Here is a 13,980-nt window from a genome sequence, read left to right on the forward strand (position 1 = left end):
CAGATATTTTTAAATTCATTCTATTTGCTATGTCGTTACTAGAGTCAGGTTGCCAGTAGAATTCAACATAATGTATTCTTTTACATTTGTATAACATTACAGTGTTGATTTAAGTCAAAATTAATTAAATAAAAGTTAACAAGTCTTAAATTTTCGCGGCAATTTGTGATCAATGTAACGGTTTTGCTATTTTTAATTTTGCTATTTACAGGTAAAATAGTTGCTGAGATCTTGGTAAAAAAAGTTCTGTAAAGAATATTAAACAGGGTCAATTTTTGTTGGGTGATTACGGTTTTGTAATCAATAATTCGAACTTGTAATATTAAAAGAGGTTTGAGATGTTAGACGTTGTTGAACTCTCACGATTGCAGTTTGCATTAACTGCTCTCTACCACTTCTTGTTCGTGCCGTTGACATTAGGTCTTTCTTTCGTTCTTGTAGTGATGGAAACACTTTATGTAACGACGGGTAAAGAGGTGTATAAGGATATGACGAAGTTCTGGGGTAAGTTATTCGGTATTAACTTCGCTCTAGGGGTAACGACAGGGATTACAATGGAATTCCAATTCGGTACTAACTGGTCATATTATTCTCACTATGTTGGTGATATCTTTGGTGCTCCATTAGCAATTGAAGGGTTGATGGCGTTCTTCTTAGAATCTACTTTCATTGGTCTTTTCTTCTTTGGTTGGAACCGTTTGTCAAAAGCAAAACACTTATTAGCAACTTATGCAGTTGCTTTCGGTTCTAACTTCTCTGCGTTGTGGATCTTAGTTGCAAATGGCTGGATGCAAAACCCTGTTGGTTCTGAATTCAACTTTGAAACCATGCGTATGGAAATGTCTAGCTTCTCTGAGCTTGTTCTAAATCCTGTTACACAAGCTAAATTCTTACATACTGTTTCTGCTGGTTATACTTGTGGTGCGGTATTTGTGTTAGGGATCAGTGCGTACTATATCTTAAAAGGCCGTGATTTAGGATTCGCTCGTCGTTCATTCTCTGTGGGGGCAAGTTTCGGTTTATTGGCAATTATTGCAGTCATTATTATGGGCGATGAGTCTGGCTATTCGGTTGGTAGAGCTCAGCCGGTAAAATTAGCTGCGATGGAAGGTGAATTTGAAACTCACCCTGCTCCAGCGGCATGGAATGTAATTGTGCTTCCAAATACGGCAGAAATGAAAAACGAATTTGCCATTTCTATTCCTTATGCGGCAGGTATTATTGCAACTCGTTCGCTTGATACAGAAATCAAAGGTTTGAAAGACTTACGTGTTGAAAATGAACAGCGAGTGCGTAACGGTATCGTTGCTTACGGTTTGTTAGAGAAGCTTCGCACAGGAAATTATACTGCGGAAGATAAAGAGGCGTTCAAAGCCGTTCAGCATGATCTTGGTTTTGGTTTATTATTAAAGCCTTATACGGATAAAGTCGTTGATGCAACTGAAGAACAAATTAAGAAAGCAGCTGCGGATACCATTCCAAACGTAGGACCAACTTTCTGGGCATTCCGTATCATGATGGCTGCTGGTGGTTTAATGCTTCTTCTTATTGGTGCCGCGTTTATTCAGAATATGCGTGGTACAGTGGGATCAAGACCATTATTACTTAAAGCCTTATTATGGGGAATTCCACTTCCTTGGATTGCCATTGAAAGTGGCTGGTTCTTAGCGGAATATGGTCGTCAACCATGGGCTGTTTATAATGTGCTACCAACAGGTGTGAGTAACTCAGCATTAACTACAGCTGATTTATGGATTGCAATCGGCCTATTATGTGGCTTGTACACATTGTTCTTGGTTATTGAAATGTATTTAATGTTCAAATATGGTCGTTTAGGTCCAAGTTCATTAAAAACAGGTCGTTACCACTTTGAGCAATCTGCGAAATAAGTAGGGGTAAACTATGTTAGATTATGAAGTTTTACGCTTTATTTGGTGGATCTTAATCGGCGTTTTATTAATTGGTTTTGCTGTAACTGATGGTTTTGATATGGGCGTATTAATCCTATTACCAGTAGTTGGCAAGAGTAATGTTGAGCGTCGTGTCATGATTAACTCAATCGCACCCCACTGGGATGGTAACCAAGTTTGGTTATTAACTGCGGGTGGTGCAATCTTTGCTGCGTGGCCAACAGTTTACGCAACATCATTCTCAGGCTTTTTCTTAGCCATGATTTTAGTTTTAGCCGCGTTATTCTTCCGCCCAGTAGGCTTTGAATATCGTGCAAAAATTGATGATCAAAAATGGCGTAATGCTTGGGACTGGGGCTTATTTATTGGTGGCTTCGTTCCGTCATTAATTTTTGGCGTGGCATTTGGTAATTTATTACAAGGTGTACCATTCCATTTCAATGAGATTAACCAGGTGACTTATGAAGGTTCGACACTTTGGAAATTGTTAGGCTTATTAAATCCATTTGCATTGCTTTGCGGTGTAGTGAGTTTAATGATGCTCACAACTCAGGGTGCAGCCTGGTTACAAATGAAAACTACGGGTGAATTACGCAATCGTGTAAGAAACATTGCTCAAGTGACTGCTTTAGTATCATTAGGTGCCTTCTTACTAGCTGGCGTATGGTTATACTTCAAAGATGGTTTCGTTGTGACTAGCATGATTGATCACAATGCGGCATCAACTATTTCAAATAAAACGGTGGTATTAGAACAAGGTGCGTGGTTCAAAAACTACTTCGAAATGCCGATCTTGTTTGTGGTTCCTGCATTAGCAGTGTTAGGGGCATTATTAACTGTGGTTGCATCAAAAGCAAACAATAGTGGCTTAGCGTTCTTTGCGTCATCAATAATGCAAGCAGGGATCATCTTAACTGCTGGTGTGTCAATGTTCCCATTTGTGATGCCGTCAATTACTCATCCAGAAATGAGTTTAACCATGTGGGATGCAACAGCGAGTCATAACACTCTTGGCGTTATGTTTATCGTTGCTTGTATTTTTGTACCGCTTGTTCTTGCATATACTGTTTGGAGTTATATTAAGATGTATGGTCGTCTTGACTCTAAATATATTGAGAACAACAGTGCGAGCTTATATTAAGGAGAACAACTATGTTTTATGTAACTTGGGTATTAGGTGTTCTACTTGCCATTCTGTTTGCAACGGTAATCACTATTAGTATTGAAAAAACAGGCAAATTTGACGAGTAAGCATGATTAACTCACTCTATAATGTAACAAGAAAGGGCTGGCTTAAAGCCCTTTCTTTTATCCTAGCAACTGCAATGTTTGCGGCGATTTTGATGAATTCATTTATGTTCGCACAACATTTCGGTGGAAGTATTCCCTATTTGGCGATTCTCGTCTTTTATGGAATGGCCATTTTATGGATTCATGGTATTGGATTTGAAATTAAATCAACACCTTTTAAATTGATTTTCTTACCAATAACAGGCTATCTCATTACTACCCCCGCTTTTCTTTACATTGTTTTAAATTAAACAATAAATTACTCTTCAAGCCCTAACTATTTTTACACACCAAAGTGGGAAAGGGCTTGCACAAAGAATTTTCTCTCTCTACAATAAGAAGTCGAGATCGCCTAGTTTTTAGGCGTTTTTTTATGGCTGGAAAATGGAGGTGAGAATGAACTTTCCAATTCGAGTATATTACGAAAATACAGATGCAGGTGGGGTAGTTTACCACGCGCAATACCTAAATTTTTTCGAGCGAGCAAGAACAGAATGCTTACGAACGCTCTCATTTTCTCAGCAAACATTATTGGAACAGAATTTCGCATTTGTGGTCAAAAAGCTGGAAATTGACTATAAACAGCCTGCCCGTTTGGACGATCTACTCTCAGTTGAAACCATTGTCCACGAAATTAAGAAAGCGTCCATTGTTTTTGAGCAGCATTTATGGCGAGAAAATATTTGTCTCTGTTCAGCGAAAGTGGTCGTAGCAAGTGTGGATTTAGCTAAAATGAAACCAATAGCCATTCCACCAGGGATTTATCAGGCTCTGCAAGCGGTCTGATCGTCTAAAATTTTTACAATATTGGAGTTTGTTAATGCCAACCGAATCAACAGGATTTAATTTAGTTTCGCTCTTTTTAGAAGCAAGCATCGTGGTGAAAATCGTGATGCTTATTTTAATTATTTTTTCCGTATTATCTTGGGCGGTGATCATTCAACGTAGTCGTGTGATTGCTCAAGCAAAAAAAGAGTCTTTGGCATTTGAAGATCGTTTTTGGTCAGGTGAAGATTTACACCGTTTACATGAAGGTTTAGAGAATCGTCGTGATGGATTAAGCGGTGCAGAGCAGATCTTCTATGTTGGTTTTAAAGAGTATAACCGTCTTCAGCAAGTTAACTCTGATGCACCAGAATTTATTATTCAAGGTTCAAGCCGAGCAATGAATCTCGCATTGAACCGAGAGTTGGAAAGTATTGGAAATTATATTCCGTTTTTAGGTACAGTTGGTTCAATTAGCCCTTATATTGGTTTATTTGGAACAGTATGGGGAATCATGCACTCCTTTATGGGATTAAGTGCAGTAAAACAAGCAACACTACAATCAGTTGCACCAGGTATTGCTGAAGCATTGATTGCGACTGCAATTGGTCTATTTGCTGCAATTCCTGCGGTAATGGCATATAACCGTTTAAATTTGCAAGTCGCTAAATTGGAACAAAACTATGTGAACTTCATTGATGAGTTCACTTCTATTTTACATCGCCAAGCTTTTGCAAAAAGATAGCATCATTTGCAAAACTTTTAGAGAATCTGACCGCTTGTCGTGTCAGAACAGGAAATTGAATATAAGAGGAAAATATGTCTTACCGTCGTCGTAAACGTAATGACATTAAATCTGAAATTAATATCGTGCCATTTTTAGATGTGCTATTGGTGCTTTTATTGATTTTCATGGCTACTGCACCAATCATCAGCCAAAGTGTAGAAGTCGATTTGCCAGAAGAACGTCATAGTCAATCAGTATCAAATGAAGATAAAACGCCCGTTATTTTAGAAATTTCAGGGGTAGATCAGTTCAAACTAAAAATTGACGGAAATTATGTGCAAGTAAATAATGTTGAAAATCTAACGGAACAAGATGTTGTTGCTCACGCAGCTAATGCTTTTCAGCAAGATAATAATACACTCTTTTTAGTTGCTGGTGGCAAAGATGTACCTTATGAAGAAGTGATGAAAGGTATTTCATTACTTAAGGATGCAGGCATTAAATCGGTTGGTTTAATGACGCAAGGCAAATAGCAAGGACAGCCTGTGAAAGTGAATAATGATAGACTAGAACTTGCCATCATTGTTTCGATCATTTTGCATTTATTGTTGATCGGGCTGTTAGTTTTAGGCTCTCTCTTTACAAATATGATTCAGCCAGCCGCAGGTGGAAGTGGCGGTGATGCGGATACTCTTGATGCAGTGATGGTTGATACAGGACAGGTCGCCGCAGAGTATGGGCAAATTGTTGCTCAAAAACAGAGCGAAAAAATAGCTAAAACTGAACCCAAAGAACAAGTGGTCAAAGACGACTTGCCTAAAAATGCAGCAGAAGATGTTGAAAAAGAAAAAGCTTTAGTAATTGCTCAACAGCAAAAATTAGAAGAACAGAAACGGAAACAAGAAGAGCAACAACGTCAGCAAGAAGAATTAAAACGCCAGCAAGAAATTGCTAAACAAGAACTATTGAAAAAACAGGAAGAAGAAACTCGCAAGAAAGCAGCAGAAGCCGCTAGATTAAAAGCAGAAGCCGAAGCAAAACGTTTAGAAGCTGCAGCAAAGCAAGCTGAAGAAGAGCGTAAAGCAAAAGAGGCAGAAAAACAGAAGCAGCTTGAAGAACAAAAAAGATTAGCGGCGGAGGCCAAAGTAAAAGCAGAGAAGGAAGCGAAAGAAAAAGCCGAACAGGAAGCAAAAGCTCAGGCTCAAAGAGAGGCAAAAGAGAAAGCGGAAAAAGAGGCAAAGTTAAAAGCAGAGAAAGAAGCTAAAGCAAAAGCGGAAAAAGAAGCGAAATTAAAAGCAGAAAAAGAAGCAAAAGCGAAAGCCGCTGCTGAGGCAAAAGCAGTAGCTGATGCTAAAGCAAAAGCCGATCAACAAGCTAAAAATAATAAAGCGCTCGATGATTTTCTGAGTGGCGGAGATGTTGGCGGTGGTTCAAGTAAAGGTGGTAATCAAAATGCTACGGGTTCACAAGGTAACGGCAATGCTAAAAGTGTGGGCGATGGCTTTGGAACAGAAGACCGAGGTTATGAAAACCTTATTAAAAAGAAACTTTCCCGCTATTATCGTGTCGAAGAGAGCTTTAGAGGGCGTGAGTGTCGGATTAAGCTGTTTTTAGAGCGAGATGGGCGAATTAGTAATTATCAGGTAATTTCGGGCCCTGATGATATTTGTCGGGCGGCAGTATCTGCCATTGTATCTGCAAAAACAGTTCCACCAGCTCCGAGTGATCAACTTTATAACAAGTATAAATCGCCAATAATGCGATTTAGCTTAAAAATTCAATAATATAAGGATTTATCCAATGAATTTTATAAAACGTTTTAGTAATCTGCTAACAATAGTGACGCTATTCTTTACTACCCATGCTATGGCAGATTCTGATGTCGTGATTTCTGTTGATGAAGGCGTTAGTTCAGCTCAGCCAATTGCGGTCGTGCCTTTTAAAGGTAACGGGAGTGTGCCAGCAGATGTTGCTCAGATTATCTCTGATGATTTACGTAATAGCGGTAAATTTAACCCAATTCCTGTTGTTCGGATGAAAGAGCAGCCAGGTTCAGCAGCAGAGGTTAACTCACAAAACTGGACAGACTTAGGTGTTGATACGATTGTGGTTGGACAAGTAACTGCGACAGGTAATGGTTATAATGTAGCATATCAATTAGTTGATACGTTAAGTACGCCTGCAGCGGTATTAACACAAGGTTCTTTTAATGTTCCAGCTGCTCAAATTCGTTTGGGGGCTCATACTGTGAGTGATCAAGTTTTTGAAAAAATCACGCAAATTCGCGGTGCTTTTAGAACTAAAATTGCTTATGTTGTACAACGTGGATCGGCTTCTTATGAATTACGTGTTGCGGATTATGATGGCTTTAATGCATTTACCGTAGTGAGAAGTAAAGAGCCATTGATGTCGCCAGAGTGGTCGCCAGATGGCTCAAAATTAGCGTATGTCACATTTGAAAATAAAAAGTCTCAAGTGGTTGTACATGATCTCCGTTCGGGAGCTCGGAAAATTATTGGTGCATTGAAAGGGCATAACGGTGCACCGTCTTTTTCACCAGATGGATCTCGAGTCGCATTTGCATCTAATCAAGATGGTGTATTAAACATTTATGTAACTGGGGCATCGGGTGGTACACCTCGTCAATTAACCAGTGGTGCAGGTAATAATACTGAACCAAGCTGGTCACCAGATGGCGGTTATATTTTATTTACTTCGGATAGAGCTGGCTCACCACAAGTTTATCAAATGAGTGCAAATGGTGGTGGTGCAAGTCTCATCGGTGGTAATGGAAGCGGAAAAATTTCCGCAGATGGTAAGAATTTAATTATGGTTTCAGGAGATAAAATTGTAAAACGTGATTTGGCTTCAGGCAGTACAGAAGTATTAAGTTCTACGTTTTTAGACGAAAGTCCAAGTATCTCACCAAATGGAACTATGGTTATTTACAGCTCTACCAAAGGTGTGAGCAAAGTGTTACAATTGGTGTCCGCAGATGGCCGTTTCAAAGCTAACTTGCCGGGAGCAGGTGGACAATATAAATTCCCTGCTTGGTCACCGTACTTGACTAAACAATAATTCTTTTTAGGAGAAAAAAATGAAAAAACTAGCTAAAGTTTTAATGATCGCGGCACCAGCATTCGTTTTAGCAGCTTGCAGCAGCTCAAACGATAAAGCAAACGCAGCAATGAATGATGGACAAATGTTTGGCGGTATGTCTGTTCAAGATTTACAAACTCGCTACAACACTGTGTACTTCGGTTTTGACAGCTATTCTGTTGATGGCGAATACCAAACTTTATTAGATGCACACGCTGCATACTTAACTTCTGTAAATGGCAAAGTGACTGTTTCTGGTCACGCTGATGAACGTGGTACACCAGAGTACAACATCGCATTAGGTCAACGTCGTGCAGATGCAGTAAAAGGTTACTTAGCTGCTAAAGGTGCAAACAATGTTTCAACTGTTTCTTACGGTGAAGAGAAACCAGCTGTTTTAGGTCACACAGAAGCTGACTACTCTAAAAACCGTCGTGCAGTGTTAGAGTACTAATCTCTAATTCTGAACATTGAAAGAGGCCCCGAATAATTCGGGGCTTTTTTATTTTTCTTTCACCAGAGAGATTTGTGTTAGTTGTGACTAACATGGTTATTTCACGTTGAAAAAGAGAGCTTCGTAGAGATCTAATTCTTAATTCTTTTTTCAGATTTTTCCGCTAAAATAGTGCCACTTTTTCAATAAAAATAGGATAAAAAATGCAATTTATTGGCAAAATTTTAGGGTTTATTTTAGGTTATAAATTGTTCGGTGGTTTTTTCGGTGGATTGCTGGGTTTAATTGTTGGCCACTGGGGAGATAAAAAACTGTATGAATTAGGTTCAGTTTCTTCTAGCCTTTTTGGTAAGGCGCTTACACGCCAATCCCTTTTCATGCAAACTACTTTTGCCGTGCTGGGGCATATCGCTAAAGCGAAAGGACGCGTAACCGAAAATGACATTCAGCTTGCTCGTAATTTAATGGCATCCATGAGATTAGATGACGCCCATCAACAGCTTGCTCAACAAGCCTTTACACTCGGTAAAGAAGCTGATTTTCCATTACGACAAGTGATCAAAGAATTTCGTGAGGCCTGCGGACAACGCAATGATTTACTACGTTTCTTTGTAGAAGTGCAGATGCAAGCCGCATTGCAAGACGGACACCTTGAACCAAGTGAACAGCAAATTCTATTTACTATCGCTGAAACAATTGGTATGTCTCGTTTTCAATTTGAACAAATGCTTGCCATGGTTGCCGCAGCACAACGTTTCCGCTCCGGTTATTATCAATATGGACAACACGGCAGTCATCAACAACGTGGGTCATATCAAGAGAAAAATTATGGTGGCTATCAAACACATTCGAACGGTCCAACCTTGGAAGATGCGTATAGTGTGCTTGGTGTAACGGCAGATGACGATCAAAATACGGTAAAAAGAGCATACCGCAAGCTGATGAATGAGCATCACCCTGACAAACTAGTAGCCAAAGGTTTACCGCCTGAAATGATGGAGGTTGCCAAAGAAAAAGCACAACAAATTCAAGCGGCTTACGACTTAATCAACAAAACAAAAGGATGGAAATAATGCAATCTTACTCGCAAAGTTCGCATATCGTGCCACTCTTTTTAGCGATTTTGATTACAGTGATTGCCGTTTGGTCAGGGCTAAATCCGACTGATCGTGCGGTTTGGTATGCTGAAACATTGCCCATTTTTGTGGTATTTGGCTTGCTAGCACTGACTTATCCAAAATTCCAATTCAGCGGTTTAGCTTATTTTTTGATGTCGCTTTGGATGATTTTGCACTTAATCGGTGCAAAGTACACCTTTGCTAACGTGCCATTTGATTGGGCAAATCAATATCTTGGCTTTTTAGGCGAAGATCGCAACCATTTCGATAGAATTGCACACTATATCATCGGTTTTTACAGCTTCCCAATGGCAGAGTGGCTATTGCGTAAACGCAAATGCGGTGTAGGCGTGGCATTTTTCTTCTCGCTTTTTTTTATTATGGCGGTAGCGGCGGCTTATGAAATTATTGAATGGCAATATGCGGTGATTGAAGGTGGAGCTGCAGGTATTGAATTTTTAGGCTCTCAAGGGGATATTTGGGACGCCCAAAAAGATATGTTAGCGGACACGCTCGGAGCATTGACGGCATTGGTGATCTTTTTGATTGTTCGCCCTGATCTGCGTTTGCCTTCTCGCTACTAACAAGCGGTCAGTTCCTGTGGAAAATTTGCAAATGTCGGCTAAACGGGTGATTCTTGCCCCAATGCAAGGAGTGCTTGACCCTTTTGTTCGTCAGCTTTTAACGGCGGTGAATGATTACGATCTCTGTATTTCCGAATTTGTGCGAGTGGTCGATCAAAAATTGCCGAAAAAGGCGTTTTATCGCCTTTGTCCTGAACTTCATCAAGGTGGACTGACTCCATCTGGCACGCCCGTTCGAGTACAGATTTTAGGGCAACACCCCGAATGGTTGGCGGAAAATGCGTCATTGGCGGTAGAGTTGGGCTCACACGGTGTTGATTTGAACTGCGGCTGCCCGTCTAAAACTGTCAATGGCAGCAACGGTGGTGCCTCTTTGTTGAAACAGCCTGATTTGATTTACCGTGCGACTCAAGCAATCCGGCAAGCCGTACCTGCAGGATTGCCCGTTTCGGTCAAGGTGCGTTTGGGGTGGGACTCCGCGGCTCAATGTTTTGAAATTGCGGATGCGGTGCAGCAAGGTGGGGCAAGCGAAATTACCGTTCACGGACGTACCAAAGTGGACGGCTATCGTGCTGAACGAATTAACTGGCAAGCGATTGGTGAAATTCGCCAGCAGCTACAAATTCCAGTAATCGCTAACGGCGAAATTTGGGATTTTGACTCTGCAAAAAAATGTGTGGAAGTGACCGCTTGCGATGCCTTAATGATCGGTCGTGGGGCCTTGAATGTGCCAAATCTCAGCCGAGTAGTGAAATGGAATGCCCCAAAAATGCCTTGGTCGGAAGTGATGCAGCTGTTATTTCAATATGTAAATATGGAAAACGAGCAAGATACAGGCTTTTATCACGTTGCCCGTATTAAACAATGGCTGCGTTATTTAGACAAAGAATATCCCGAAGCGATTGATTTATTTGAGATTTTAAAAACCGAACACGGCTACGAAGGGCTGAAAAGGCATATTGAAAATTCAGTGATGGAATAAAGTAATGAAAAAACAAATTTTTAGCGAAGAAGAACATATTCAAGCCGAGTTACATCAGCCGAAACAGGAGTTTGTTGATGCTGATGTGGTCATTGAGTCTGATGTGAGAGAAGTGGAAGCGGAATTGATTATTGAAGAAAGTCTATCACCACCACGTTTTTGGATTCGTCTGTTACTGGCAGGGTTAGTGTTGTTTGGTGTGGCGATATTTGCTCAATCTATTCAATGGCTTATAGACACTTTCCAAGCGAAGCAGTGGATCTATTTTGCTTTTGCGATTGCATTTTTTGGTATTAGTTTAGCTGGAGTCGGCTCGATTATTTCCGAATGGCGAAAATTAGTTTGGCTACGTAAACATCATCAAAATCAGCAAGTTAGTCAGCAACTATTGCTTGAAGATAGCAATACAAGCGGTGAGATAGCGGTAAAATTTTGCAAATCAACTTTGGCTAATTTACGTAAAACGCCGTTGATCGAGCAAGCGGAAAAACGTTGGCTAAATGAATTGGACGAGGCTTATAACAGCCAAGAAGTCCTGTTTCTATTTAGCCAAAATGTGCTACAACCAATTGATAAACAAGTCAAAAAGTTAATCAGCCAAAGTGCAGCAGAAAATGCGGTCATCGTAGCAGTCAGCCCGTTGGCGATTGTTGATGTGCTGATGATTGCGTGGCGAAACATTGCGTTGGTGAACAAAATCACCCGAGCCTATGGGATGGAACTCGGTTATTTCAGCCGTTTGAAATTGTTCAAAATGGTGTTGAAGAATATGGTTTTTGCGGGGGCGACGGAAATTGCTACTGATGTGGGGATGGACTTTTTCTCGCAAAATTTGACGGCGAAGCTCTCAATGCGAGCTGCTCAAGGCATTGGTGTGGGCTTGCTGACAGCTCGCCTTGGGATTAAAGCAATGGAATTTTGTCGCCCAGTTGCCTTAACCAGAGCAGAGCGTCCGACACTTTCTGTGGTTAGACAAGAGCTACTTGGTGTATTGAAAGATCGTGTTTTTAGCAAAACGAGCGAAAAAGAGAAAGAATTGGCATAACTTTACGGAGTTTATGTTATATTGCACCGCCTATTTTTCAGGCATGTTTAAGAGGATTTTAAAATGAAAAAGTGGATTGTGATTATTGTACTTGCGGTTGTTGCCATTTTCGGCGGTATGACGTTAAGCAGCAGTTATAACAATTTAGTGAAAGCGGAAGAAGACATCAATTCCGTTTGGGCGAATGTCGAATCGGCGTATCAACGTCGTGCAGATTTAATTCCAAATTTAGTGAATACAGTCAAAGGCCAAGCGAATTTTGAGAAAGACACACTGACTCAAGTGATCGAAGCCCGTGCTAAAGCAACCCAAACTAAAATTGACCCAACTAATGCAACTGAAGAGCAAATGGCCCAGTTCCAACAGGCACAAAATGGCTTAAATTCAGCCCTTTCACGTTTATTGGTGAGCGTTGAAAAATACCCAGAACTTAAAGCTCACGAAGGTTTCCTCAACTTGCAGGCACAAATTGAAGGCACTGAAAATCGTATCAACGTTGAGCGTAATAACTTCAATGCGGCAGTGAAAGAGTACAACAAACAAGTCCGCCAAATGCCAACCAAATTAGCGGCCATGATTTTTGGTTTTAAAGCAAAACCACAATTCAAAGCCGAGGTGGGGGCAGAAAAAGCACCAGTGGTGAATTTTAATTAACATGAGTTGTGGAAGGACGCACATTTGGCGTCCTTATTTACATTTGCAAAAAATCAGAAAAATCTGACCGCTTGTATTGGAGAGACTATGAAACCTTTCTCATTTTTAACCCCAAAATTGCCTGTCGATACTCAGCAGATCGAACAGGCCATTTCGCATTTAGAGCAACAAACTTCAGCGGAATTGCGTGTTGTGGTGGAACGGAAAGCGAAAAAGCCAGATGCAATCGGACGAGCCGAGCAGCTTTTTGCTGAGCTAAAAATGGCGGAAACGGCTCAACGCAACGGCGTTTTGCTGTATCTTTCGTTTAAACCGCAGCTCATTGCCGTGGTGGGAGATGAAGGTATTCACCAAAAAGTTGGCGATGAGTTTTGGCAATCAGTCTATGCGGCGATGAAAAACCGCTGCCAGCAGGGCGAATTTACCTTAGCGATCTGCGAAGGGATTGCACAAGTTGAACAGCAACTAGCTCGCTATTTTCCACTTCAGTCAAATGATGAAAATGAACTCGACAACAAGGTGGTGATCAAATGATGCAGAAAATGACTCATGCGATCTTTGTGGTGATAACCATGCTATTTAGTATAGCAAGTTGGGCGAATTACCCTGATGTACCAAAGCCGTTTCACTATGTGTCGGACTACACCAAAACGCTAAGCCAAAACGAATGGCAAACGCTCGAAAATGCCTTGGCGGATTATGGTCGTAAAACCAGCTCGCAAATTGCGGTGGTGATTGTGCCGACAACCAATGGCGAAGCCGTTTCTAGTTACAGCCATAATTTGTTCAATAAATGGGGCATTGGGCGTTCAAAAGAGGATAATGGTGTATTACTGTTGATAGCTAAAAATGATCGCAAGCTGTTTATTGCAACGGGTCGTGGCTTAGAAGCCGCATTACCCGATGCGATTGCGTCTTCGATTATTCGCAACGACATCACCCCTTATTTTAAACAAAACCAATATGCACAAGGGATCGCCAAAGGTTTATCTTCCATTATTGCTGCGACACAAGGCGAATATGCAGCACTTCCGGTGGAAGAAAACAGATCGGATTTTAACATTGAAGATTTGATGTTCTTCTTATTCTTCGCTTTTGTGATCTTAGTTATTTTCAGTGGAAAAAGTGGTGGACGCTATATCAGCCCCCGTCAAGCAGGCAGAGTTTTGGGCAGTGCAAGACGAGGAGGTTTTGGTGGTGGATTTGGAGGTGGCTCTCGAGGCGGATTCGGTGGCGGATCAAGCGGTGGATTCGGCGGAGGCAGTACTGGCGGAGGCGGAGCAGGCGGAAGCTGGTGATCAAAAGCAATTAGCTCTTTTGCTAAAAATGGCTTAAACCTTATAGTACAAGGC

General features: G+C 41.0%; 17 protein-coding genes. All 17 read left to right on the plus strand.

The annotated features are described in order from the left end of the window. Positions 1–338 precede the first annotated feature (338 nt). The gene (locus A4G17_RS06065) at positions 339–1,889 is read left to right on the plus strand and encodes a cytochrome ubiquinol oxidase subunit I (protein WP_123956460.1); all 1,551 of its coding nucleotides are present in this window, start codon (positions 339–341) and stop codon (positions 1,887–1,889) included. A gap of 13 nt (positions 1,890–1,902) precedes the next feature. Further along, entirely contained in the window at positions 1,903–3,051 is a 1,149-nt protein-coding gene (gene cydB, locus A4G17_RS06070; protein ID WP_123956459.1) for a cytochrome d ubiquinol oxidase subunit II, read from the plus strand. An 11-nt stretch (positions 3,052–3,062) separates the two neighbouring features. Continuing rightward, positions 3,063–3,161 carry a CydX/CbdX family cytochrome bd oxidase small subunit gene (locus tag A4G17_RS06075; protein WP_078237229.1) on the plus strand — a complete coding sequence of 33 codons (99 nt, stop codon included), beginning with the start codon at positions 3,063–3,065 and terminating at the stop codon, positions 3,159–3,161. A gap of 2 nt (positions 3,162–3,163) precedes the next feature. Continuing rightward, positions 3,164–3,451: a cyd operon protein YbgE gene (gene ybgE / locus A4G17_RS06080; protein ID WP_123956458.1), complete on the plus strand. Its 288-nt coding sequence runs from the start codon at positions 3,164–3,166 to the stop codon at positions 3,449–3,451. A gap of 145 nt (positions 3,452–3,596) precedes the next feature. Further along, complete coding sequence (gene ybgC / locus A4G17_RS06085; protein ID WP_123956457.1) at positions 3,597–3,986, plus strand: tol-pal system-associated acyl-CoA thioesterase; 390 nt, start codon at positions 3,597–3,599, stop codon at positions 3,984–3,986. A 34-nt stretch (positions 3,987–4,020) separates the two neighbouring features. Further along, a complete protein-coding gene (tolQ, locus tag A4G17_RS06090; protein WP_123956456.1) occupies positions 4,021–4,710 on the plus strand; it encodes a protein TolQ in 690 nt (229 codons plus the stop codon). A 74-nt stretch (positions 4,711–4,784) separates the two neighbouring features. Further along, complete coding sequence (tolR, locus tag A4G17_RS06095) at positions 4,785–5,225, plus strand: colicin uptake protein TolR (RefSeq protein WP_123956455.1); 441 nt, start codon at positions 4,785–4,787, stop codon at positions 5,223–5,225. Between the two features lie 12 nt (positions 5,226–5,237). Beyond that, positions 5,238–6,476, plus strand: a complete 1,239-nt coding sequence (tolA, locus tag A4G17_RS06100) for a cell envelope integrity protein TolA (RefSeq protein WP_123956454.1) — start codon at positions 5,238–5,240, stop codon at positions 6,474–6,476. A gap of 82 nt (positions 6,477–6,558) precedes the next feature. Then, positions 6,559–7,770 carry a Tol-Pal system beta propeller repeat protein TolB gene (gene tolB, locus A4G17_RS06105; protein ID WP_236941040.1) on the plus strand — a complete coding sequence of 404 codons (1,212 nt, stop codon included), beginning with the start codon at positions 6,559–6,561 and terminating at the stop codon, positions 7,768–7,770. Positions 7,771–7,789: 19 nt separating this feature from the next. After that, positions 7,790–8,245, plus strand: a complete 456-nt coding sequence (locus tag A4G17_RS06110) for an OmpA family protein (RefSeq protein ID WP_123956452.1) — start codon at positions 7,790–7,792, stop codon at positions 8,243–8,245. A 203-nt stretch (positions 8,246–8,448) separates the two neighbouring features. After that, positions 8,449–9,318, plus strand: coding sequence for a co-chaperone DjlA (djlA, locus tag A4G17_RS06115; RefSeq protein WP_123956451.1), 870 nt, complete (start codon positions 8,449–8,451; stop codon positions 9,316–9,318). After that, positions 9,318–9,947 (plus strand): DUF2238 domain-containing protein, encoded by a 630-nt coding sequence (locus A4G17_RS06120; protein WP_123956450.1) that lies wholly within the window; start codon positions 9,318–9,320, stop codon positions 9,945–9,947. Before djlA ends, A4G17_RS06120 begins: the two co-directional genes overlap by 1 nt. A gap of 31 nt (positions 9,948–9,978) precedes the next feature. Beyond that, positions 9,979–10,929: a tRNA dihydrouridine(16) synthase DusC gene (dusC, locus tag A4G17_RS06125; RefSeq protein WP_123956449.1), complete on the plus strand. Its 951-nt coding sequence runs from the start codon at positions 9,979–9,981 to the stop codon at positions 10,927–10,929. Between the two features lie 4 nt (positions 10,930–10,933). Next, entirely contained in the window at positions 10,934–11,974 is a 1,041-nt protein-coding gene (locus A4G17_RS06130) for a YcjF family protein (protein ID WP_123956448.1), read from the plus strand. 63 nt (positions 11,975–12,037) lie between these two features. Then, positions 12,038–12,628: a LemA family protein gene (locus A4G17_RS06135; protein WP_123956447.1), complete on the plus strand. Its 591-nt coding sequence runs from the start codon at positions 12,038–12,040 to the stop codon at positions 12,626–12,628. An 87-nt stretch (positions 12,629–12,715) separates the two neighbouring features. After that, positions 12,716–13,162, plus strand: a complete 447-nt coding sequence (locus tag A4G17_RS06140; protein ID WP_123956446.1) for a TPM domain-containing protein — start codon at positions 12,716–12,718, stop codon at positions 13,160–13,162. Beyond that, positions 13,159–13,926, plus strand: a complete 768-nt coding sequence (locus A4G17_RS06145; protein WP_123956445.1) for a TPM domain-containing protein — start codon at positions 13,159–13,161, stop codon at positions 13,924–13,926. The genes A4G17_RS06140 and A4G17_RS06145 overlap by 4 nt, the downstream gene beginning before the upstream one ends. Positions 13,927–13,980: the final 54 nt, after the last annotated feature.

This window comes from Frederiksenia canicola (assembly GCF_011455495.1).
GTDB classification, from domain to species: domain Bacteria; phylum Pseudomonadota; class Gammaproteobacteria; order Enterobacterales; family Pasteurellaceae; genus Frederiksenia; species Frederiksenia canicola.

What these genes read in the sequence shown, in the direction of transcription:
- tolB (WP_236941040.1), top strand. Translation starts at nt 6,559, where the DNA reads ATGGCAGATTCTGATGTCGTGATTTCTGTTGATGAAGGCGTTAGTTCA.
- cydB (WP_123956459.1), top strand. Translation starts at nt 1,903, where the DNA reads ATGTTAGATTATGAAGTTTTACGCTTTATTTGGTGGATCTTAATCGGC.
- ybgC (WP_123956457.1), top strand. Translation starts at nt 3,597, where the DNA reads ATGAACTTTCCAATTCGAGTATATTACGAAAATACAGATGCAGGTGGG.
- A4G17_RS06140 (WP_123956446.1), top strand. Translation starts at nt 12,716, where the DNA reads ATGAAACCTTTCTCATTTTTAACCCCAAAATTGCCTGTCGATACTCAG.
- djlA (WP_123956451.1), top strand. Translation starts at nt 8,449, where the DNA reads ATGCAATTTATTGGCAAAATTTTAGGGTTTATTTTAGGTTATAAATTG.
- A4G17_RS06075 (WP_078237229.1), top strand. Translation starts at nt 3,063, where the DNA reads ATGTTTTATGTAACTTGGGTATTAGGTGTTCTACTTGCCATTCTGTTT.
- A4G17_RS06135 (WP_123956447.1), top strand. Translation starts at nt 12,038, where the DNA reads ATGAAAAAGTGGATTGTGATTATTGTACTTGCGGTTGTTGCCATTTTC.
- A4G17_RS06120 (WP_123956450.1), top strand. Translation starts at nt 9,318, where the DNA reads ATGCAATCTTACTCGCAAAGTTCGCATATCGTGCCACTCTTTTTAGCG.
- ybgE (WP_123956458.1), top strand. Translation starts at nt 3,164, where the DNA reads ATGATTAACTCACTCTATAATGTAACAAGAAAGGGCTGGCTTAAAGCC.
- A4G17_RS06110 (WP_123956452.1), top strand. Translation starts at nt 7,790, where the DNA reads ATGAAAAAACTAGCTAAAGTTTTAATGATCGCGGCACCAGCATTCGTT.
- dusC (WP_123956449.1), top strand. Translation starts at nt 9,979, where the DNA reads ATGTCGGCTAAACGGGTGATTCTTGCCCCAATGCAAGGAGTGCTTGAC.
- A4G17_RS06145 (WP_123956445.1), top strand. Translation starts at nt 13,159, where the DNA reads ATGATGCAGAAAATGACTCATGCGATCTTTGTGGTGATAACCATGCTA.
- tolQ (WP_123956456.1), top strand. Translation starts at nt 4,021, where the DNA reads ATGCCAACCGAATCAACAGGATTTAATTTAGTTTCGCTCTTTTTAGAA.
- A4G17_RS06130 (WP_123956448.1), top strand. Translation starts at nt 10,934, where the DNA reads ATGAAAAAACAAATTTTTAGCGAAGAAGAACATATTCAAGCCGAGTTA.
- A4G17_RS06065 (WP_123956460.1), top strand. Translation starts at nt 339, where the DNA reads ATGTTAGACGTTGTTGAACTCTCACGATTGCAGTTTGCATTAACTGCT.
- tolR (WP_123956455.1), top strand. Translation starts at nt 4,785, where the DNA reads ATGTCTTACCGTCGTCGTAAACGTAATGACATTAAATCTGAAATTAAT.